Annotated in this window: 15 protein-coding genes; 13 read left to right on the plus strand and 2 right to left on the minus strand. The window is 33.5% G+C overall.

The annotated features are described in order from the left end of the window. The first annotated feature begins 13 nt into the window (after window positions 1-13). From EPK97_RS05450 to EPK97_RS05490, 9 genes are all read left to right on the plus strand, one after another. Window positions 14-1,267 carry a macrolide family glycosyltransferase gene (locus EPK97_RS05450; RefSeq protein WP_162035598.1) on the plus strand — a complete coding sequence of 418 codons (1,254 nt, stop codon included), beginning with the start codon at window positions 14-16 and terminating at the stop codon, window positions 1,265-1,267. Then, complete coding sequence (locus EPK97_RS05455; RefSeq protein ID WP_162035599.1) at window positions 1,254-4,340, plus strand: cyclic peptide export ABC transporter; 3,087 nt, start codon at window positions 1,254-1,256, stop codon at window positions 4,338-4,340. Before EPK97_RS05450 ends, EPK97_RS05455 begins: the two co-directional genes overlap by 14 nt. 83 nt (window positions 4,341-4,423) lie before the next feature. Then, window positions 4,424-8,182 carry a non-ribosomal peptide synthetase gene (locus EPK97_RS05460; RefSeq protein ID WP_162035600.1) on the plus strand — a complete coding sequence of 1,253 codons (3,759 nt, stop codon included), beginning with the start codon at window positions 4,424-4,426 and terminating at the stop codon, window positions 8,180-8,182. Beyond that, a complete protein-coding gene (gene fabD / locus EPK97_RS05465) occupies window positions 8,179-9,489 on the plus strand; it encodes an ACP S-malonyltransferase (RefSeq protein ID WP_162035601.1) in 1,311 nt (436 codons plus the stop codon). The genes EPK97_RS05460 and fabD overlap by 4 nt, the downstream gene beginning before the upstream one ends. Further along, window positions 9,470-13,216, plus strand: a complete 3,747-nt coding sequence (locus EPK97_RS05470; protein WP_162035602.1) for a type I polyketide synthase — start codon at window positions 9,470-9,472, stop codon at window positions 13,214-13,216. Before fabD ends, EPK97_RS05470 begins: the two co-directional genes overlap by 20 nt. Next, window positions 13,188-16,526, plus strand: a complete 3,339-nt coding sequence (locus EPK97_RS05475; protein ID WP_162035603.1) for a beta-ketoacyl synthase N-terminal-like domain-containing protein — start codon at window positions 13,188-13,190, stop codon at window positions 16,524-16,526. The genes EPK97_RS05470 and EPK97_RS05475 overlap by 29 nt, the downstream gene beginning before the upstream one ends. A gap of 12 nt (window positions 16,527-16,538) precedes the next feature. After that, the gene (locus tag EPK97_RS05480; RefSeq protein ID WP_162035604.1) at window positions 16,539-16,808 is read left to right on the plus strand and encodes an acyl carrier protein; all 270 of its coding nucleotides are present in this window, start codon (window positions 16,539-16,541) and stop codon (window positions 16,806-16,808) included. Window positions 16,809-16,843: 35 nt separating this feature from the next. Further along, window positions 16,844-17,986 (plus strand): radical SAM/SPASM domain-containing protein, encoded by a 1,143-nt coding sequence (locus EPK97_RS05485; protein WP_162035605.1) that lies wholly within the window; start codon window positions 16,844-16,846, stop codon window positions 17,984-17,986. Window positions 17,987-18,017: 31 nt separating this feature from the next. Further along, complete coding sequence (locus tag EPK97_RS05490; RefSeq protein WP_162035606.1) at window positions 18,018-19,073, plus strand: hypothetical protein; 1,056 nt, start codon at window positions 18,018-18,020, stop codon at window positions 19,071-19,073. A gap of 112 nt (window positions 19,074-19,185) precedes the next feature. On the opposite strand, the gene EPK97_RS05495 is transcribed toward EPK97_RS05490, so the two are convergent. Further along, window positions 19,186-19,644 (minus strand): DinB family protein, encoded by a 459-nt coding sequence (locus EPK97_RS05495; RefSeq protein WP_162035607.1) that lies wholly within the window; start codon window positions 19,642-19,644, stop codon window positions 19,186-19,188. A gap of 193 nt (window positions 19,645-19,837) precedes the next feature. Between EPK97_RS05495 and EPK97_RS22120 the strand changes: the two genes are divergently transcribed. Next, window positions 19,838-19,963: a hypothetical protein gene (locus tag EPK97_RS22120; protein ID WP_276609472.1), complete on the plus strand. Its 126-nt coding sequence runs from the start codon at window positions 19,838-19,840 to the stop codon at window positions 19,961-19,963. A 417-nt stretch (window positions 19,964-20,380) separates the two neighbouring features. On the opposite strand, the gene EPK97_RS05500 is transcribed toward EPK97_RS22120, so the two are convergent. Beyond that, window positions 20,381-20,965: an NAD(P)H-dependent oxidoreductase gene (locus tag EPK97_RS05500; RefSeq protein WP_162035608.1), complete on the minus strand. Its 585-nt coding sequence runs from the start codon at window positions 20,963-20,965 to the stop codon at window positions 20,381-20,383. Window positions 20,966-21,252: 287 nt separating this feature from the next. Between EPK97_RS05500 and EPK97_RS05505 the strand changes: the two genes are divergently transcribed. From EPK97_RS05505 to accC, 3 genes are all read left to right on the plus strand, one after another. Beyond that, complete coding sequence (locus EPK97_RS05505; RefSeq protein WP_162035609.1) at window positions 21,253-21,582, plus strand: winged helix-turn-helix transcriptional regulator; 330 nt, start codon at window positions 21,253-21,255, stop codon at window positions 21,580-21,582. A gap of 197 nt (window positions 21,583-21,779) precedes the next feature. Then, window positions 21,780-22,286 carry an acetyl-CoA carboxylase biotin carboxyl carrier protein gene (gene accB, locus EPK97_RS05510; protein WP_162035610.1) on the plus strand — a complete coding sequence of 169 codons (507 nt, stop codon included), beginning with the start codon at window positions 21,780-21,782 and terminating at the stop codon, window positions 22,284-22,286. A gap of 51 nt (window positions 22,287-22,337) precedes the next feature. Next, window positions 22,338-23,681 carry an acetyl-CoA carboxylase biotin carboxylase subunit gene (gene accC, locus EPK97_RS05515; RefSeq protein ID WP_162035611.1) on the plus strand — a complete coding sequence of 448 codons (1,344 nt, stop codon included), beginning with the start codon at window positions 22,338-22,340 and terminating at the stop codon, window positions 23,679-23,681. Window positions 23,682-23,748 lie beyond the last annotated feature (67 nt).

The raw sequence follows: 23,748 nt of genomic DNA on the forward strand, positions 1-23,748 counted from the left end.
TGGAGGTGATTTTGTGTCAACGGTGATTTACTTTGGTGTGGACTTAGCAGGACATGTGAACCCAACACTTGGATTAATGAAAAAACTTGTGGATAAAGGAGAGGAGGTTTTTTATTATTGTACAGATGAGTACCGTGAGAAAATTGAAGAAACAGGAGCAAAGTTTAAAAGTTATCGAGACTTAGCTCATTTTGGTACTTATGATGGGGGCGGGATTGAAACATTTCTTGTTTTTGCTGACTTTATTCTAAGTAAAAGTAAAATCATTTTGGATAACTTACTAGATGAAATTGCAGAACTTAGACCGGATTATATCATTCATGATGCATTTTGTTATTGGGGAAAAGAAATCTCTAAGATATTAAATATTCCTGGTATTTCTGTTTTTGATAGCTTTGCATTTATAGATGAAATGGCAAATATAGACCCATCGTTTTTTATGGAAAACATACTTAGAGCTGGAGAGGATCCGCTTTATAAAAAATATAAGGGTAATACAAATATGTATAAGAAACTAATTCAGAAAGTGTCTAAAAGCATAGCTAAAAAACATAATTTACAAGATTCAAATGTAATCAATGATATTTTTTTAAGTAAGCAAGGATTAAATATTTTATTTACTTCGAAACAGCTGCAAATTTATTCCGAAGCTTTTGATGATACTTATTTATTTACAGGTTATTCGATATATCATCGGAATGGTGAAGTGGATTTTCCATTTGAAAAGCTAACGAATAAACCTCTTGTTTATATTTCCTTAGGTACGATATTTAATGATCGATTAGATATTTATAGAAGTTTTATAAATGCTTTTGGTGATACAGATCTGCAGGTTGTGATGTCCATAGGGCAAAAAATACACATAGAAGATTTGGGATGCGTTCCAGAAAATTTCATCGTGAAAAATGTTGTACCTCAGCTTGAAGTTTTAAAATACGCAGATGCTTTTATTACACATGGTGGGGCAAATAGTGTACATGAAAGTATAAATTTCCTTGTGCCGATGGTTTTATTGCCACAAAACTTTGATCAGTTTATGGGAGCGATGGCAGTGGAAAGAGTTGGGGCAGGTATATATATCAGAAATCAAGAGGAAGGTATTTCTAAGATAAAGATGGTCGTAAATAAAGTTCTAACAGAACCTAGTTATAAGGAAAATTGTAGAAAGATTAAGGATTCGTTTAAAAAGGCAGGGGGGTTAGATAAGTCAGTTGAAGAAATTTTTAAATTTGTAGGAAATAAGAGGGGGATTTATGAGAACACTTAAAATTTTTATCATATTAGTATCTCTTATGATACTTCTTATTCAAAGCAGTGTTATCGCGTCTACTATCTTTTCAGATGAATTGAGAAGTGAAATAGAAGAGTTCATTGATGAAAGTATGGATCAATCTGATATTCCAGGACTTTCAGTAGTGATTGTAAAAGAGGATGAAACGGTGTATCAACAAGGTTTTGGTTATGCGGATGTGGAGAATCACATACCTGTTACTGATAAGACATTGTTTGAACTTGGTTCTACAAGTAAAGCTTTTACAGCATTAGCCATATTACAGTTGGAAGAACAAGGTTTGATTAGCTTAGAGGACTCTGTTACACAGTACATCCCTTGGCTAAGCTTCAATTATGAAGGACAAAACGAGGATATTACTTTAAAGCAGTTTTTATATCATACGAGTGGAATCCCTTTTCAAACGATTAAAGAAATACCTATATCAGAAAGTGAAGGTGCATTAGAAACGACAGTAAGAACGTTGATAGGAGAGACTTTGGATTTTAAACCTGGGGAACAATTTTTATATGCAACGATAAATTATGACGTGTTAGGTTTGGTCATACAAGAGGTTACGGGCGTATCCTATGAAAATTATATGAAAAATGAGGTTTTAGAGCCTTTACATTTAAACGATACCTATTTATTTAGAGAGGAAGCGGGTTCTAAAATAGCGATAGGTTATAAACCCAGTTTATTACGTACTATAGCGTATGATGCTCCAATATATAGGGGAAATACACCAGCAGGATATTTGATTTCAAATGCAAATGATATGGCGAAATGGTTGAAAATACAACTTGGCACAGCTTCAAATACAGATATCTTTCAAGAAATTGTAGAAACATCACATAAACCAGATCGTACTGTATCCCCAAGTCCAGATGGTTCATCTTATGCAGCAGGTTGGGCTGTATTTCAAAATGGGTCTGGAGAGATTTCGCACGGGGGAAATAATCCGAATTATGCTTCCTTCATTACTATTAGACCTGTAGATGGAATTGGAATTGCAGTATTGGGCAATCTTAATTCTAGTGATATTCAGTTTATTGGTGAAGGAATTATGAACTTGATCTACAGTAAAGAATTAGAAAGTATGGGAACAGATTTTTATCAAAGTATGGATAACATTTCTTCAGCGGTTATTTTTATCACGATCCCAATGATGCTGTTTATTGTATGGTTTATAAGTAAAGCTATAAGACAGATTTTAATAAAAGAAAGAAAGTTTGAAGGAAATATTGCGAGGGTTTTTACTAGTTTGGTTATCTTCAGTATCTTTATAGCTAGTTTCTCCTACTGTTTATATCAACTTCCTAACGTTTTATATTGGGGATTAAATTGGGATTTTGTAAAGGTGTGGGCACCGATTAGTTTCACTTTGTCAGTATTGTGTATATTAACATCTGGAATACTATTTAGTTTGTATTACATGTTAACTTTATTTTTTCCAAAACATGATGATAAAGGAATGCTCGTGTTAATCATTTTAAGTATCGTTAGTGGTTTTGGAAATGCGCTTATTATTTTTATGGTCAATGAAGCTTTAAATCGGGGTGAAGGTTTTCAAAGCGGCTTATTTACATATTTCGCTTTTGGAATTCTCCTTTACGTGTTTGGTCAAAAATTAGTACGCACAAAATTGATTAAAATTGCCAATCATATGGTCTATCAAAAAAGGACGGAATTAATAGATAAACTACTTAACACCTCCTATCAAAACATAGATGTTATGGAACAAGGTAAAATTGAAGCTTCGTTAAATAACGACACAGAAACGATCAGTGATTTTTCTAATATTGTCATTACAGGTGCAACGAGTTTGGTGACTTTAATTTGTTGTTTTGTTTATATGGGTATTATTAGTTTTTATGGTTTGTTAGCATCGATATTATTTATTTTTATCGCAGCTGGTCTTCACTTTTTCTTTGGAAGACAAGCGAATAAATTGTGGGAACAAACAAGAGATATTCAAAACGTGTTTTTTAAATTTATTCGTAACTTAAATGATGGATTTAAAGAATTGAGATTGAATCGTGAGAAACGAACGGATTTTAAACTGGATATGCAGAAAAGTAATCAGATGTACAAGGAAAAACGGATTCAAGGAGACGTTAAGTTTGCAAACGTAAATGTGGCAGGAGAATTGCTCTTCACCTTTGTAATCGGTGCGGTAGCTTTTATGTTTCCTATTCTTTTTACGGATTTAAAAGTGGATTCTTTAAGAAGTTACGTGTTTGTTCTTTTATATATGACGGGTCCAGTCCATGGCATCCTAGGAACGATACCTAATATTTTCAGAGTTCGAATTAGCTGGAATCGAATTAATGAAATATCGAAGGAGTTAGATGTTGTTCATGTGAAACAAAATCAATCCATGTTTGATCTTCATGAAATCGATGACAACGTAGTCGAGCTTCAACTTCGAGAAGTTGAATATACTTATCAAACGAATGAGGGCGAGACATTTAAGGTAGGTCCGATTAATACCGCATTCAGATCAGGAGAGGTGACCTTTATTACAGGTGGGAATGGTAGTGGGAAATCTACACTTGCAAAATTAGCCACAGGATTATATGAGGTGGATCATGGTGAAATCTCAATTAATGGTATTCAGGTGAATTCAGAACAACTAGGCGAAAAATATTCTGCTATATTTAGTGACTTTCATTTGTTTGAAAAGCTGTATGGTATTCAATATGAAACGAAAAACCATGAATTCAATGAATATTTAGATCAGATGTTATTAACGGAAAAGGTTCAGATTAAAAATGGGGTATTGAATACGATCAAACTATCCACTGGACAAAGAAAGAGATTAGCATTAATCATCAGTTACTTAGAGGATCGACCGATTTATCTTTTTGATGAATGGGCGGCAGATCAAGATCCAGAATTTAGAGAATTTTTTTACAATACATTATTGCCAGAGTTGAAAAATAGAGGAAAATGTGTTATTGCGATTACACATGACGATCGATATTTTGATACTGCGGATAAAGTGATCAAAATGGAAATGGGGAAAATCGTTCAGCAAGAACAACTTCATTTCACTGAGTCAGGTTAACAACCACGAGGAGAGGTTGTTCAAAAAGTCAACTTTTGATCACGTATGAGTAGAACAACCATCATAGAATGGAGGGAAAAGTGATGGGAAATAAAAAAATTGATAAAGAAAATATTGAAAATATTTTAGCGCTTACTCCTACGCAGGAGGGGATGTTATTTCATTATATAAAAAATAAAGAGAAAAACGAATATATTCAACAGTTAAGCATACAGTTATCTGGAGAAATTTGTGTAGAAACGATTCAAAAGTCATGGCAGCATGTAATGACAACAAATGAAATGTTACGAACGATTTTTAGGTGGACAAAACTAAAACACTCTGTTCAGGTTGTACTGAAAAATGTAGAAGTTCCTATAAAAATAGTCGATTATTCAAATCGTTCAGTAAAGGATCAAGAGGAGTTGGTTCAAGAGTTAAAAGAGCAGGATAAACAAATAGGTGTGGATATTGAAACTTCACCTTTTAGAGTGACTGTTTGTTTATTAACTGAAAATTGTTGTGAGATGATCATCACTTGGCATCATATTCTGTTTGATGGATGGAGTAATAGTATTCTATTAAATGAATTTTTGGATGGTTATAAAGCATTTTATGTGGATGATCAGCCTCTGCAACGTAACAAAACAAAATTTAAAGAGTTCATCTCATGGCATAAAACTCAGGACAAACACAAACAAAAGTTGTTTTGGGAAAGTAATTTTATCGATTTTGAGCCATCGATATCTTTACCTTACGATGTTGAACATGTTCAGGGGAGCAGTCTAAATGATATTGTGATCACTTCTTTGACCACTGTAGAAACTGAAGAAATCCATCATTTCACAAGACAAAACGACATCACACTAGCGTCTCTATTTTATAGTGTATGGGGGATTTTGTTGCAAAAATATAATCAAACAAGTGATGTGGTTTTTGGGACTACTGTATCAGGAAGAACTAATTTTACTAAAGCGGTTGAAGAGGAAATGGTAGGTCTTTTTATTCATACGATACCTCTACGAATTCAATCAAAATACACTGATACAGTGAAAGATGTGATTCACAGTGTAGATCGATCCTTGCAATTGAGAAGTGAATTTGAAAATACGCCTCTAGTTGATATAGAACAATATGCTGATGAACAACCTCTATTTCAATCTATTGTTGTATTGGAAAATTACCCACTTGATGTAAGTAATCAAATAGATAGTTTGTTAAAGATTGATGGTTATGACATGGTTGAAACGACTAATTTTGAGCTGACATTAGGTCTAAAAACGTTCAATGATTTATTTGAGATAGAATTTTCTTATGACACAAGTAAATTTTCAAAGCAAATGATTCAAAGAATGGGGGGACATTTTACTTTCATATTAAAACAAATCATCCATTATCAAGAATTAAAACTTAGTGAGTTAGAACTTGTTACAACAATTGAAAAAGAGCAGATTTTTAATTCTTTTAACCCCTTAATAGTTAAAAATAAAAAGATAGATTTGGTCCATTTGATGTTTGAAAAACAGGTAGAAAAATCACCAAATCAAATTGCGGTAGTTTCTGATGGATTACAGTATACCTATAAAGAGATGAATGAAAAAGCAAATCAATTAGCTAGATATTTAAGAAAAAGAGGGATTTCATCCAATGATCGAGTTGCCATAACAATTGAAAGATCGGCTTATTTACTCATCTCTACATTGGGGATTTTAAAAGCTGGGGCAACCTATATTCCAATTGATGAAAACTACTCTAGCGAAAGAATTTCTTATATTTTAAATGATAGTCAGGCAGAGGTGTGGATTACACAATCTGGAATTGAGAAAAAAATAAATTTTGATGGGCTGGTTATTCATATTAATGATGAAGATATTTATAAAGGTGAAGCTTTAAATTTACAAAATACCTATCATTTTGAAAACATTGCTTATATTATTTACACTTCGGGTTCAACTGGAAATCCAAAAGGAGTAAAGGTGACACATGCAAATCTATCAAATTATGTGGAAGCTTTTCAGCGAGAATTTAATCTGACTAGAAATGACGTTATACTTCAGCAGTCCTCATTTTCATTTGATCAGTTTGCTGAGGAAGTTTACCCTATTTTATTAAATGGTGGTAGCATAGTGATGGCTGATAGATTAGATGTTATGGATATGAGAACACTACTACAATTGATTCATGATCACCACATTAGCATTATTTCTTGTTCACCATTGTTATTAAATGAGCTAAATAAACAACAAGGTTTGGAAAAGGTACATACATTTATTAGTGGTGGAGATATTCTGAAATATGAGTTCTTTTCAAATTTAGTGAAGCATTCTAAAATATACAATACTTATGGACCTACTGAAGCTACGGTTTGTGCAACATATTATCAATGTGGACTGGATAGTTTGAAAAATATACCAATTGGTCGTCCTATTCATAATTACAATGTGTATATCTTAGATGAGTTGAATCATTTAATGCCAATAGGTGTTTATGGTGAAATTTGTATTACGGGGCATGGTGTTGCATCCGGTTATGTAAATCATGAACAGTTATCTAATGAAAAATTTATATCGGATCCGTTTCAATCTCACTTACGAATGTATAAAACAGGAGATATGGGGAAATGGCTGCCAGATGGAAATATTCAATATCTTGGTAGAAACGATGATCAGGTTAAAATTAGAGGTTTTAGAATTGAACTAGGTGAAATCGAATTTAATCTTCGTTCACATAATGCAGTGGAGGAAGCGTTCATTCTTGCTGTAGATGATGTCGATGGGCAGAAACAAATCGCTGCGTATGTCAAATTAATTGAGGAAGTGGATTCAATTGAATTTAGAGATTTTTTAAGTGACAAGCTGCCTCACTATATGATTCCTACTTCTTTTTATAAAATCGATACAATTCCCAAAACGAGCAACGGTAAATTAGATAAAAAACGATTAATTCAATGTAAAGATCGTTTAAACGAAGAAATTTTGGATGATGAAAGTTTCATAAGTGAATCCGAACAGAAGATTAAACAGGTTTGGATGGAAGTATTAGAAGTTGAGAAGGTTGGCATTCATGATCAATTTTTTGATGTAGGCGGGAATTCGATTTTGCTCATGCAATTACACTCTCAACTTGAAAAACGTTTTAACTGGGGAACAAACATCGTAGATTTATTTAATCACCCAACCATTGCAAAACTAGCAAAATTTATTGATCATAATCAGCAAAAAATAGATTTAATGGGTAAATTAAGCTATCAAAAACTTCCTAGTCAGTATTTTCATATGAATATGCAAGCAAGTGGGATGAATAAGGTTCGTTATCATATAGATTCTGACTTTGTTAAATCAATACGTTCGATAGCGAGTGACCATCAAGTAAATCTATTAGATGTTTTATTAGCCATGTATCTTTACTTGTTTACAGAGGTTTCCGGGGAAAAAGCAGCTCAAGTTCAGTATTTAAAAGAATATGGTGAGGAAGTAATCCCACTAAAGATAGAAATACACAAATTAGGGGGTTTTGCTCAGTTATTTCAAGTAGTGAACGAGTTAAGACGAGGTGATGGTTACCATGAAACCTACACTCTGAACTCCATCCATTATTTAACACTAAAAAAGGAGAAGAATTTCATCTTGCCTTTTATATACAACAATACGGATGTATCCATAGATGCGAAGTTTTTAGAATTTTTTGATATCACATGTTGCGTGGAAGAAGATGAAAAGGCAGATAGTCTAACCGTAACCTTTAAATTTAATGATAGAAAAATCAAAAAAGATATGATGAGTTTTTTGATAAAGGCTTACGTAAACTTGCTAAAGCAGCTTGTCAAAAATACGAATTCATCTAGAAAGGAGCATTTGACTTGAAAAATTTAGCCTTGATATTCCCTGGACAGGGTGCTCAATACGTCGGTATGGGTAAAGAATTAGTGGATCATTATCATATTGCAAGATGTGTATTTGAAGAAGCAAATGATGTATTAAAAGTGGATGTAAAAAAGCTGTGTCTTGAGGGAGATATGCAAGAGTTAACAAAAACAGAAAATACCCAACCTGCTTTGCTAACTTTAAGTGTAGCTGCTTACCGTGTGTTTGAGGAAGAAGTGGGCTTACAGCCTGCTTATACTGCTGGTCATAGTTTAGGAGAGTTTTCAGCATTAACCTGTGCGGGTGTGATTTCATTTACTGATGCACTCCAGCTTGTTAAAAAAAGAGGTTTATTCATGAAAGAAGCCGCAGCAGAAGGTAGTGGATTGATGTGCGCTGTAATAGGAATGAGTAAAGAAGAGGTAGAAGGTGTGTGTAAACAAGTTTCTACTACGGAGCATTTTGCAGTCATCTCTAACTATAATGCACCAGAGCAAATTGTGATTTCTGGTCATCGCCAAGAGGTACAAAAAGCAGCTGATGTGTTGAAAAATAAAGGAGCCAGAATCTCTGTATTAAAAGTTAGTGCAGCTTTCCACAGCCCACTAATGAGATCAGCCGCAATCAAACTAGAAATGGAATTAAATAAATATCACTATGGAGCGTTTAAATGGCCTATCCTATCGAATGTGACTGCACAGCCTTATTTCAATCCGAAAGATGTTATTGGAAATCTTACAACTCAAATGTTCTCACCTGTGAAATGGGATGAGTCGGTATTGTATCTTTCTCAACAAGGTATAGATACAGCCATAGAGTTAGGTCCTAAAAAAGTATTAACAAATTTGATGCGATACAATGACAGTCAGTTCATAAGCTATCCATTTGAAAAATTAGTAGACATTCAAAAAGTGAAGAAAGAACTAGAAACAGATATAGAGATGGAAAAAAGCAATAAAAAAGTAAAAAATGTTGTGACTAAATGTCTCGCAGTTGCTGTTTGTACACGAAATCGGAATTGGGATCAAACATTATATGAAGAGGGAGTCATTAAACCTTATCAAAAAATCAAGCAGATACAGGATAAGCTTGATGAAACGGGAGAGTCACCTAATTTGGAACAGATGAAAGAAGCTTTATTTTTGATAAAAACGATCTTTGATACAAAAAGAACACCGATGGAGGAACAAATCGAACGTTTTCATGGAATTTTACAAGATTCAGGAACCGTATTGGTATTAAATGAATTTGTTCAAACTTCCATACTTCATCTTGGAGGTGAGAAAATTGGATTTCAGCTCAATTAAATTGGATGAGTTGTCCTTTGAAGAAGAAATAGATATTCAATCAGAGGAGGTGGCTGAACAAGATATTGCTATCATTGGATTATCGTTAAAATTGCCCCAAGCAGACACGAAGGAAACATTCTTGGATAATCTAAGAAATAGCGTTGATTCTGTAAGAGAAATTCCTGTTGCAAGAAAAAAAGATACAGATTTGTATTTCAAACATCGTGACCAGAAAGTAAATACAATTCAATATGGTGAAGCAGCCTATTTGGATGAAATTGATCAATTTGATTATTCTTTTTTTAAACTATCACCAAAGGAAGCTAGCCTAATGGATCCCAATCAGAGAGTTTTTTTGCAAACCGCATGGAATGCTTTAGAAGATGCTGGTTATACAGAAGAACAACTGAACGGAAGTCGCACTGGGGTTTATCTAGGATATGGCTCTGATTCAGATTATAAAAACATGATCCAAAAAATGGAACCTGATGCAGTTTCATTATCTATGCCTGGAAATGTAAGACCGATTATCGCGAGTAGACTCTCCTATATTTTGAATTTAAAAGGTTCGAGTTTAACTGTAGATACGACATGTTCCTCATCTTTAGTCGCTGTCCATCTAGCATGTCAAGCAATTAGAAACGGCGAATGTGATATGGCGGTTACAGGAGGTATTCAATTGCATTTGGTACCTGTGAGAGAGTTTGAGGTCGGTGTAGAATCTTCAACATCGAGAACCAGAGCATTTGATGACAGCTCGGATGGTACAGGGACTGGAGAAGGGGTAGTGGTGATGGTTTTAAAATCTTTGCGTCAAGCTTTGGATGATCGAGACCATATTTATGCCGTAATTAAATCCAGTGCAATGAATCAGGATGGTAGTTCAATAGGGATTACGGCACCTAATGCGGAAGCACAAACAGATGTGATCGTGGAAGCATGGGAAAGAGGGGGAATTGATCCAGATTCTATTTCTTATATTGAAGCACATGGAACTGGAACTAAACTCGGAGATCCTATTGAAATTGAAGGCATTCAAAGCGCTTTTAGAAAATATACAAATAAAAAACAATTTTGTGCCATAAGTTCAATAAAAAGCAACATAGGGCACCTGGATAGTACAGCAGGAATTGCAGGTTTATTAAAAGCTGTTTTATCTTTAAAAATGAAAGAGTTATTTCCTACGCTGCATTTTAATCGACCTAATCGACAAATCTCCTTTGAATCATCCCCTGTTTATATCCTTGATCGATGGAGCAAATGGGAAGTAGATAACAATGAGGTACGAAGATGTGGAGTAAGCTCTTTTGGAATTAGTGGAACAAATTGTCATGTTGTACTAGAGGAGGCTCCTGCAATAGAGTCTGAGATACAAGGCGATTCAGGTGATAAACCAGAAATTTTTGTACTCTCGGCAAAAACAAGATCTTCATTAAATCATTTAATAACCAAGTATATACAATATTTAAAAAACAATAATCAAATTCATATCAGAGATTTAAGTTATACGTTGTGTACGGCTAGAAATCACTATAGTCAACGAATTGCATTGATTGTACGCGATACAGAGGATTTAATAGAGCAGTTGACAGCAATAGATTTAGGTCTGTCAAAGGTACAATCCACTAAAATGGAGGAATTAAGTTTAAGGGAAATTGCAAAAATGTATATAGATGGTGAGGATATCCCATGGAATAAGTTATTTCAATATGAAAAAAGAAATAAAATAAGTCTGCCCACATCCCCGTTTGAATTAAAGAGATGTTGGTTTAACTTTCCTAATGAAGAGGATGAATTTCATAATGAAAATTATTATTACCAAACGATTTGGGAGAAGGCACCACTTGTTATTGAAAAAGAGGTAAGGCAAACAAACCGAACTTATTTAGTTTTAAAAAATAAAATGGGGCTTGGAGATCAAATTTCTGAAAAACTGAAGAATAAAGGACATCAGGTCATTGAAGTGGACATAGGCAAACAAAAAGCAACATCCGAAGAGGATTATGATAAGCTACTGCAACAATTTAAAACTATGGATATCACACATATCCTTCATTTGGTTTCGATTTCAGAAGGTAAGAAAAATTCATACTTGTGTCAATTAGAAGCAAAGTTAAACGATGGGGTTTATAGTTTGTTTTATTTAACTAAAGCACTGGTGAAAAATCAAATGGTTAAACCGATTGAAATCATAACGATATCCAACTTTGCGAATGATGTTAACGGGGAACAACAGATTGTGACCCCTGAGAACACTGCTCTATTTGGATTAGGTAAGGTCATCGGTTGGGAATATAAAAATTTAAAAGTAAGATGTATTGATATCGATCAACATACAAAGGTCAAATCACTTGTAAATGAGTTGCATACACATTCAAATGAATACAAAGTAGCTTATCGCAATCAGGATAGATATGTTGAACGATTGGATGTTTTAAAACTATCAAAAGAAGTTGAAAAGCCAATTGCATTGAAAACAACAGGCGTATATCTCATTTCAGGAGGTTTAGGTGGAATTGGCCTCAACATAGCAAAACATTTAGCTATAAAAGGGAATATAAATATTGCGATGCTTCAACGTTCGAAACTACCTGAACGTGATTTATGGAAAGGTATATTAAAAGAAAATAGAAATAAAAAATTATGTGCCAAATTAAGGGGGATACAAGAAATAGAAAGTACAGGTTCCAAAGTGATCTGTTTTGATGTAGATGTATCCGATGAACGATCGTTAAAAAATGTATTAGAAAATCTAAAACAACAATTTGGCAATATTCATGGCGTTATCCATGCTGCTGGAATCGGAGAAGGAAACTTATTAGGCAAATTAACGAAACAACAATTTAGAAGGGTGATAGAATCTAAAGTTCATGGGACGGTTTTATTAGATCAATTATTAGCAGAAGAACAGTTAGACTTTTTTATCCTTTTTTCCTCTGCTATTACTTTAGTAGGTGGTGTAGGCTCAGGTCCTTATAATGTTGCAAATACATTTTTAGATGGTTATGCATCTTATAGAAATCGTAATAGAGGCAATACAATGGTAATCAACTGGCCTGCGTGGCAAAATACAGGACTTGCTGAAGGGGATGATATTGAAGAGGGTAAGGAATTATTTAAAGTGTTGACAGTAACTCAAGGACTTAGCATTTTTGATCGTCTTTTAAATCAAAACATAAAGCAAACATACATTGGAGCTTTAAATACAAACAGTCAGTTATTTAAACTTGAGGATGTGCTTCCTTTTAAATATACAGCAGAATTACGAGATAAACTAAACATGGATGAGAAAATAAACACTTTTGAAATTAAGAGTACTTCCCACCAATCACTTAAATTAAAAGGGAAAGAAGAAAACCATTACACGGAAATAGAAAAAAAGATCGCTGGAATTTGGGTACAAATATTAGGATATGAGGAACTTGATGTGAACGATAACTTTTTTGAAATTGGAGGAGACTCCATATTGATTACAAAAGTACATGCACTCTTGGAACAGTCATTTCAAATACAAGTTACGGTAGCAGATCTATTTTCTTATCCTACCATTGCAAAGTTGTCCGAATTTATGATGGGACAAACTGGACAATCATATGAGATTTCAGGTGATGAATTTAGTTTGGAAGAAGATATTTTATCGTTATTTTCTCAAATAGAAACAGGAAAGTTAACAATTGAAGATGCTGTATCCGAATTTCGTGCTTTGGAGGTTTATAATGGAAAATTTATCTCAAATGATATTTGAAAAAGTCTCTAAAGGAAGGATGGATAAAGAAACCGCTTTGGAACTGCTGAAGTCTATCAAATTAGAGGGGATGAATGAAAAAGTAAACGATGATATAGCCATTATTGGATGTTCGGTTCACATGCCGAAAGCGAAAAATCTAGAACAATATTGGGATTTGATCGCACATAAAAAAGAATCTATTAAAAAATTTCCGAGAGAGAGGCAGGAGGACTGTTTAGGTTTCATTAAAGAATTTACTAGTTTAAGAGAAAAGGACATTCAATTTAGCCATGGAGGGTACTTGGATGATGTGGATCAGTTCGATTATTCCTTTTTTAACTTGTCACCCAAAGAAGCAGCCTTAATGGACCCTAATCAAAGGTTGTTTCTAGAGAGTGCATGGCAATGTATTGATGATGCAGGTTATGGAGGTAAGAGAATCACTGGAAGTAGAACAGGTGTATACCTTGGATACGCTGATTGGCCTGTATTTGGTCAATATATATCTAAAAAGCAGCCTTCAAATATAAGCATTGCTAGTGCTGGAAATACTCCATCTTTAATTGCTAGTCGAATTGCTTATATGTTGGATTTAAAAGGACCTGCATTTCTAGTAGATACAGCATGTTCTTCTTCATTAGTAGCTGTTCACTTAGCTTGTATGGCATTGAAAAATAATGAGTGTGATATGGCGATTACTGGCGGAGTGAAGGTGTGTCTCATGCCTGTAGATGGAGTTTACGAAATTGGTATTGAATCTTCCAGTCATAATACGAGTACTTTTGATGATCGATCAGATGGTACGGTATGGGGTGAAGGCACAGTATCTTTGTTGTTGAAACCGTTGCAAAAGGCTCTGAAGGATCTAGATCATATTCATACTGTCATCAAGGGAAGTGCTTACAACCAAGATGGTTCGTCTGTAGGTATTACGGCTCCGAATGCTGCTGCACAGGAGCAAGTTCTAGTGGAAGCTTGGAAGAATGCAGGAATTCACCCAGAAACGATCGGTTATATTGAAGCTCATGGTACAGGAACGAAATTAGGTGATCCCATTGAAATTGATGGGATTCAGAGAGCTTTTAGACATTACACGAATAAAAAGCAGTTTTGTGCAATTGGCTCCGTGAAAACGAATATTGGGCATTTGGATAGTGCTTCGGGTATAGCAGGATTAGTGAAAGGGATCGCGGCATTAAAATACAAACAATTGCCCCCTACGATTAATTTTGAAAAACCAAACCGAAATATTGCTTTTGAAAACTCTCCCGTTTATGTGAATGATAGATTAGTTCAATGGGAGTCAGAAGGTTTTCCAAGAAGATGTGGAGTAAGTTCTTTTGGTTTTAGTGGCACGAATTGCCATGTAGTATTAGAAGAGGCTCCCTTAATAACTGAACAGAGTATGGCGAAAACACAATTTAATGAAATGAATGAATTTCATTTGCTTGTTTTATCCGCAAAAAGTCAGTCTGCTTTAAAAGAAATAATCAATAAATATCGAGATGTGGTAGCCCTTAGTGAAAGTGAAAACGATGTTAAAGACATTTGTTATACATCAAATACAGGTAGAACACATTATCAATATAGATTGGCATTGATAGCTAGCAACAAAAAGGACTTGCTGCAAAAGCTAGATTTCACATCTAGTATTGAATTACAAAACATAGAAAATGAAGAGATTTATTTTGGAAGTTTCCGTATCGTTGCTAGACAAAAGCAAATGAATGGTAAAGATCATACTTCTATTTCTGAAAAAAGGAAGCTTGATGAGCAGGTTGTAGAGTTGTTAAGTCATGATTTTCAAAATGATGATATCCAAGCCCTTCGGAATTTATGCCTTTTATATGTGAAGGGAGCAGATCTTGATTGGGAATTAGTATATACGGATCAACATAGAAAGAAAGTGCCTGTACCACTTTATCCTTTTCAAAAAACAAGGTGTTGGATAATTACTAATATACTTGAAGATGCCAGTGATGATAAACGAGGTACATTGGATTCTCAAGATCATTCAGATGATCAAGTAGTGATAGAAGAGATGAGTATAGAAGATGTCGTTTTAACAGGATTGCAAGATAAAACTTATACCTCTTTACATAGAAATATAGCTCATGTATGGGCGAACATTTTGGGAATGAAAGAAATAAATGTTAATGATGATTTTTTTGAAATTGGTGGAAATTCCATATTGTCTATCAAAATGGAGGTGGATTTGGAGAAGAAATACAACCTTCAACTTTCTACGGATGAAATATATGAATACAGAAGTATTAAGGAGATTGCTAGCTATCTTAATGGTGATGAAATCACAATAGAACCGATAGAACCTTTTAATGATTTATATTATAGAAACTGTTTTTACAATTCTATGTTTCCAATTGTAAATCATGTTGGTGGAGATATGATGTACTTTTTATTAAACGATATGATTTTTTACGAGTATGAAAATGAAACCGGAAAATTTAGTATTAAATACGTTGCAACAAAGTCATTGGATCAAATTTTTGATCAGGTAAGATTGCATGTCGATCGTAGATTCGACAACAACAATATTGTAGAAGAGCTGAAGCAATGTATTTCAGATGGAAAACCAGTAGTCATATGGGTAGATGCATTTTATGAATCGATAAGAAAAGACACTTATCAAAAACAGCACTTAGATCACACGATACTTGTCTACGGTTATAACGAAAAAGAACAACAGTTTCATATCATTGAACATGATCGCAGAGAAAATTTAACCTATCAAAAATGTAAAATTCCATTTTCTGATATAGAAAAAGGCTGTAAAGCATTTTCAGAACATTTTGTTATAGAGAATGGGAGTGTACCTACTCATTATATTTTTGAACAAAAACCAACTAATGAATCTAGTCAACAGATCGATGACAAAGAGCTGTATCAAAACATATTTTTAGATAGTTTATTAACCCAGAAAGACAAAATCTATGAAAGTTTAGAAATCATCAATCTCTTTAGGCACAGCTTTAAACAAAAAACTTCCTCGGAAGCGGAGTTAAAACAAAATTTGGATGAATTAATTGAGTTTTTAAATGAAGTTATCAATGCAAAACAAGTCGAAAAATATAGATTCACAAAGTTATTTCATAAAGGGAGTGAAGTTATAAATCGATTGGAGCAGATGATTAAAAAGTGGGATTTTATTCGTAAAGGAGTTGTAAGGTTTATGTATTTACCTGTATATAAATCGGAAAGTTTTGCTTTTTGTTACGAGAAGCTCACTGAAATAGTTACGGATGAAAAGCAATTATATGAATTATTACATGTTGAATTAGAACAAATCATAATACAAAAAGACAAATGAGGGGGAAATAAAATGTCAATTGATATAAAAGAAAAAGTGTTAAACATGCTGAAGGAAAATCTTGAAGAAAATGAAGGGGTAGCTATAGATCAATTAGGTCTTGATGATGATTTATCTATATTAGGAGTTAACTCTATGACATTTATAAAACTGGTTATTGCAGCGGAGATGGAATTTGGTATGACATGGGATGATGAAGAATTGGATTTTCGTAATTTTTCAACGATTAACAATATTATTAATTATATTTCAAATTCACCTGAGAATCATACTGCAGGATAAAAAGTTCATATGAAGTGAAAGAGGGGAATGGAATTATGTTAACAAAAGCAGGGAATTTAGGCAATGAAAAACTTCTAGAACATGTACAGAATTTAACTCCACAATTGAAACAAATTACGATTTTTGCTTCGGATTTATGTAATTATAGATGTTCATTTTGTCATATATGGGGGGAAACAGGCTGGGCGTTAAAAGAACCGCAAAGGGTAATCAAAGAGCAAGTAGATATTGATGTGATTAAAAAATTTATGGATCAGGTGTTGGAAGTAAACCCTAAAATAGGTGTTATCATTACGGGTGGTGAACCCATGTTGTATAAAAATTTTACAGAATTAGTAGAGTATTTAAGAAGTAAAAAGGTTACGATTTACTTACTTACAAACGGCTCATTGATCAAGAACAAAATCGATTTAATTTTAAATAATGTGGTTGCGTTGAATATCTCTATTGATGGACCCGAGGAATATCATGATTCGATTAGAGGCAAGGGGAGCTTTCAGCAAATATGTGAAAATATTGAGCTGCTCATTAAAGAGAAAAAGAAAAGAAAAAGAATGTTTCCTTTTATTAATATCAATATGACTCTTTCTAAATACAACTATCAAAGCGCAAAACCATTCCTATCAGCGCTAAGGGATCGATTTAGCAATGAAAAAATCATTCTTCATGATACGATGAATCCATGGGTAAAACCAAGAGATCTTTCCGTAAACTTTTGGCCGCTATTATTTACGACACGTGAGAAAGGTAAGCAGTATGCGATAGAGATGAAGGAATTGTTAGATTGCGACGTTTCCCCTGCATGGGAAGGATTTGTCGAGGACCCTATTGGTATTGATACGAAACGTTTAAAAAATGACCTAGAAGATATTTGGGAGAGTGAAGGAGTAGACAGTTCAAATTTTGTGGATGTAGAAGAGTATTTTAATAATATAGAGAATGTTTTTGGTAGATCTAAATGTCTAGCTCCATGGCATGAGCTTATCATTCGAAGAACAGGGGATGTATATCCTTGTGTTGATTTTCCAGATTATAAACTTGGAAATATTCACGAATCATCCTTTGAAGAGATCTGGACTGGGGACAAGGTTACGAAATTTAGAGAGGTATTAAAAACACAAAATTTAAATGTATGTAATCGATGTACTCGCTTATTTGCGGATAAAGAGTCGTTTTAATTATCCTGATTGAAAGGAATGAAAACTAATTATGAAAAAAAGTCTGAAAGTCAATTATCCAATGATCACCTCTTATCCCAGACATGCATTTAACTTAGCCATTATCAGTACGATAGAAAATTCTCTTCCGTGGGTATTTTCTAATTACGTACAATTAAGATGTCATACTCAATCATTACATGAGAAATTTATTTATGCAGATTGGTTTGAATTTGATGCTTATAACCCAATGTTAGATGATAACCCTTTAGTTTATTATCAAATTATTTATAGGGAGCTCATTTTAAAATATACCAATAATATTGTTGAATTTACGATAGATTGGATCAATGATGGATATTATTTTTGTACGTATCTAAATGAGTTTTATGTTCCTAATACGAGAGCTTATCAATTTAGAGATTTTCCACATAGTAACTTGATTTTTGGATATGACAAAGATGAAGCGATATTTGAAATTGCTTACTTTGATAAAGATGGAAAACTTGCTTTTGGTAAGATCGGTTTTGAAGATTATGCTAACTCTTTTCATTCGCTTGAGGTATCACAGGATTATTTAAAATACAATTATTTAGTTAAACCTAGAGATTCATTTGAATATAAATATGACGTAAAAAGCAATTTACAAACATTTAAAGATTATTTACAAGGAAATAGAGAAGTAGATTTACATTATGATCGATATCGTATGTTTGGAACGAATGTTGATCAATTTGATTTTGGTATAAATGTATATAAAAACCTAGAAATTTATACAACTTATTTGGAAGAAGCGGACATAGTGTATGATATTCGCCCTTTTCACATCTTATGGGAGCATAAATCCTGTTTGAAAAATCATTTGCAATATATAAATGAATTGAACTTGTTAGGTAACTATTCTGTATTGGATAAGATATTAGAAGAGATAGAGGATCAAACGATGAAATTAAGAAATCTCTTTTTGAAAGTTGCTTACTACCATATGAGTACAGAAAAAACGGATTTAAATGGAATCAAAAAGGTAAGGGAAAGATTGATAAAGTTGAAAAATGAAGAAACTATTTTTTTTGAAAGTTTAATAGAACAGTTATCCAAGAGAATTTAAATCTGAACTGAAGAGTTCATTCTGATTCAATGCCTGGTTGGCGGTTTAGGTTTTCATGCTGAGCAGGCATTGTTTTCGTATTTTTTGTATAATTACTCATGAAAAATCCCTTTTAATTTTGTAAAAATATATCAATTTGCCGTATATGATGTGAATCATGTTTCACAGTTCCCTTAAAATAAGTAATCAAATTAAGTTCATTATCATTTATTTTAAAAGATGAACTTAGTTCTCCTTCAGTTTTATGTTGAAGCATAGAAACAATTTTTTTTCTGTAATCTATTAAGCTATCAATAAGCTCCTCAAATGAAACTTCTGAAAGTGCATATTCCGATGCCTTACTATTCATTTCTGTTACATCTACATTACTAAGCAATCTAGCTTTTGGTACCATCAATGGCATTCGCTCCTCTAATATAAAACGATCCCAAAACATTAAGTGACTGATGGTTTCGGCTATTGACCATTTGTTTTTGGTAATCGGTTGATAGATTCTTTCTTTTTCAAGTTTTTTTAATTTTATTGCCCAAACATTTAACTTCAATAAGTCATCTAACAGTTCTTTTTTCATTTGTATTAATCCCCCTAAAATAACTAATTACAATCATTGCATAAGGTGAAAACCTGTTTTCCCCCAAATAAAAACTATTAAACTTATTGGGTTTTCACTCACGATAAGATTCTCGCTAAAGTCTAATGAAGTTTTAATATTCGATAAATTAAATTATACTAAAGGGAATTTGAAAAGGTAAGGGGAGATGTCATTGAATAGAGTTCTAGTTAAGGGAGGCACAGAGTTTGTAGGTAAACCCTTGGTAAAGGGTTTGATTTCAAGAGGTTACATAGTTGATTTCTTAACTAGAGGTAATAGAAAGGTAGATTACGAGTAATAGAAAGAGGTAAATTGTGACCTTATATGAAAAAAAGATAGCTCCTTTTAGTGAATAAAGGGAATTCATGGTCTTATTTCGTTAATTTCACTCGGAAATACAATGAAATAGCCATTTTTGACCAAAATAAGACCACCAATTACCGTTAATTTCAAAAATGAACTGAAAAGAAAAGAATAAGACCATCAAATACCTCTAACTAAATATTAAGAACCTTAGCACCCCTCAATATTAATAGTTCATCTTATTACACATACTTTTTCTTTTCATCATCCCTACTGAAAGTTAGACTAGTACAACGCACTGATACATCAAAGCTGGTTCATGGATGAGCTAGTGCAGGAATTACAAATTTTTCTACATTCCGTATCTTCTTTTTATTGAAGAGGGTCTTACGGAATGTTGGTAAGGGATAAATTAAAACTTTTCATTGATTAAATGTTCGACTTCAACAAGCATTTCTTTTCTTGCAGCATCATCGATAGTTGGAACTGCACCGAAAAATTGGTGATGGATTGCTTCTATACCTACAAAATCTAAAATACCTATGTCAGAAGTTTGTTTTAGTGAATTGCTCATACCCACTTGATCATAAAATTCTGTTGGAGCGCCTGTTGTATTAATGATAAGTCCTTTTTTACCAGTTAAATGTTTCACATATCCACCTTGCTCATCTACTGAATATGCAAATCCGTAAGCAAAAACTCTATCAATGTAACCTTTTAAAATTGCTGGTAAACCAGTCCACCAAATTGGATATATGAAAGTAATAACATCAGCCTTTTTTATATGTTCTTGTTCAGCTTGAATATCACTTGGCATATTTCCAGATTGGAATGTTTCAAAGTCACTTCCACTTAGAACAGGTTGAAACCCTAAAGCATAAAGATCCCTGACTTCCACCTCATGTCCTTTATTTTTTAATGAGTTAACAACTGTTTCCTTTATAGCATTGTTAAAACTTTGTGGATTTGGATGTGCATAAACAACTAAATGTTTCATGATTAAATCTTCACTCCTCTAATTTCAATTTTTTATTTAATGTAACCAATAAAAAGTAACGTATGCTTAAAATATTAATATACTTAATTACTTATAGCAAGTATGTACTTTAATGTTATATACTATCTTAAAAGTTAGTAAGGGTGCGAATCACTTTGAATTTTTGGTTGAACTTCTGAGTATGTGATAGAATTAATCTAGATTTTGGTGATTTGTAATTAAAACATTCGTAACTTTGAATACTCCTATTCAAAGATTATATGAAATAGGTTATATGAGGTGAAACTATGGGGAATTTTAAGATCAATGATAAATCTTTTAGGTGTCCTGTGGACTTAACTCTAAATACAATTATGGGAAAGTGGAAAGTTGTTATATTAAACAATCTCATGGATGGGAAGAAAAGATATGGAATGCTTCAAAAGCTAATGCCTGATGTCACAGATCGAGTATTAACAAAACAATTAAGGGAATTAGAAATGGATGGAATCATAACACGTAAAGTGTATCCAGTTGTACCTCCTAAGGTAGAATATAGTTTAACTGAAAGAGGAAAAACGATTAAACCCATATTAGATGCCATGTCTGAGTGGGGATCAAAATTTAAAGTGGATTGAACAAAACTAAAAAAAAATTACAATTAAAAGCCACATCTTATTGGTGAACATTGATATCAAGACGTCCTGTCTTGGCAACCTAAGAATCATAATGTCCTTGTTTTGGTAATTCATAGATGTTCTAATTATTGGTTTGTGCTATAATACTATCATTGTTATACATGTACATCCTTTTAAGAATTTTAAGGAGTGAAAAAATGTTTAAATTAAGTGAAATTAAAGAATTGGTTAGACTTGTAGATAAATCTACACTTCAAGAACTAGAAATTGAAAATGAAGGTTCTCGTTTGTCAATACGAAAACCAGTTATTAGCACAGAAATTATTCCACAAATCGTACAGCAAACACCTGTAGTATCTCAACCAGTTATACAGGAAGTCCCTCAAACACAACAAACATCAGCTGTTGAAGATCAAACTGTTGAAGTAATTCAATCAAATCAAACTGAGTCACAAGACGTTAATTTACATAAAATCACATCTCCAATGGTAGGTACATTTTACGTTGCTCCATCCCCAGGTGCTGATCCTTTTGTAAAAAAAGGTGATAATGTAACAAACGATACCGTAGTATGTATTGTTGAAGCAATGAAGCTTATGAATGAAATCGAAGCTGAAATAAAAGGTGAAATCGTAGAGATATTAGTAGAAGATGGTCATTTGGTTGAATTCGGTCAACCCTTATTTTTAATCAAACCAGAATAATGACATGTTCGTTGTTTATTCTATGAAGACAGCCCTTGGGAGGATATTGTAATGAAGTTTCAAAAGGTTTTAATAGCTAACCGCGGTGAAATAGCCGTTCGGATTATTAGAGCATGTCATGAAATGGGGATTCAAACTGTAGCTGTTTATTCTGAAGCAGATAAGGATTCTCTTCATGTTAGATTAGCGGATGAAGCGTATTGTATCGGTCCAACATTATCAAAGGACAGTTATTTAAATTTAACAAATATTATGAGTATTGCAACCTTAACTGGATCTGATGCTATACATCCGGGTTATGGATTCTTAGCAGAAAACGCTGATTTTGCTGAAATATGTGAGTCATGTAATATAGCTTTTATAGGTCCGTCTCCTGAAGCGATAACAAAAATGGGGGATAAGGCTGTAGCGAAAGATACAATGAAAAGCGCAAATGTTCCAGTTATTCCTGGAACGGACGGACTCATTGAAGATATTGATGATGCTGTAATGATCAGTAGAGATATAGGATATCCTGTACTTATTAAAGCTACTGCAGGTGGTGGAGGTAAGGGTATCCGAGTTGCGGAAAATGAAGAGATGCTCATTCATCAAATCACAGCAGCTCAACAAGAAGCTGAAAAAGCCTTTGGTAATGCAGGTGTATATTTAGAAAAATTTTTAACAGGTATGAAACATGTAGAAATTCAAGTGATTGCTGATAAACATGGGAATGCAGTTCATCTTGGTGAAAGAGATTGTTCTATACAACGGAGAAGACAAAAATTAATAGAAGAAGCACCTTGTCCCGTTTTAACACCTGAAATCCGTAAGGAAATGGGAGACGCTGCTGTACGTGCTGCAAAAGCAGTTCAGTATTCTGGAGCGGGTACTCTTGAGTTTTTACTAGGACCAGACGGAAAATTCTATTTCATGGAAATGAATACAAGAATCCAAGTCGAACATCCTGTTACAGAGATGGTCACAAACATTGACTTGATCAAGGAAATGATTTCAGTTGCTGAGGGGAAGCCCTTATCATTTACTCAAGAAGATGTAGAAATTGATGGATGGTCTATTGAATGTCGTATTAATGCAGAAAACCCAGATAAAAACTTTATGCCTTCTGCAGGTCAAATTCAGTTCTACTTACCTCCAGGTGGTCTGGGTGTGAGAGTAGATAGTGGAGCATACCCGGGGTATACGATTTCTCCACACTATGATTCAATGATTGCTAAATTGATTGTTTGGGGGAAAACTAGGGAAGAAGCTATTGATAGAATGAAAAGAGCATTATCGGAATTTTCGATAGAAGGGATTCATACTACAATTCCCTTCCATTTAAAATTACTTTCAAACGAGAAGTTTCTTCAAGGGGATTTCGATATTAAGTTCTTAGAGGAAAACGAAGTATAGATTATGACTTTAACTCCTAGTTTGTCATAATATTTGTAAGGTGTTATATTATAGTAGTAAGTGTAAA

Source organism: Chengkuizengella sediminis (assembly GCF_010078385.1).
GTDB lineage: Bacteria > Bacillota > Bacilli > Paenibacillales > KCTC-33759 > Chengkuizengella > Chengkuizengella sediminis.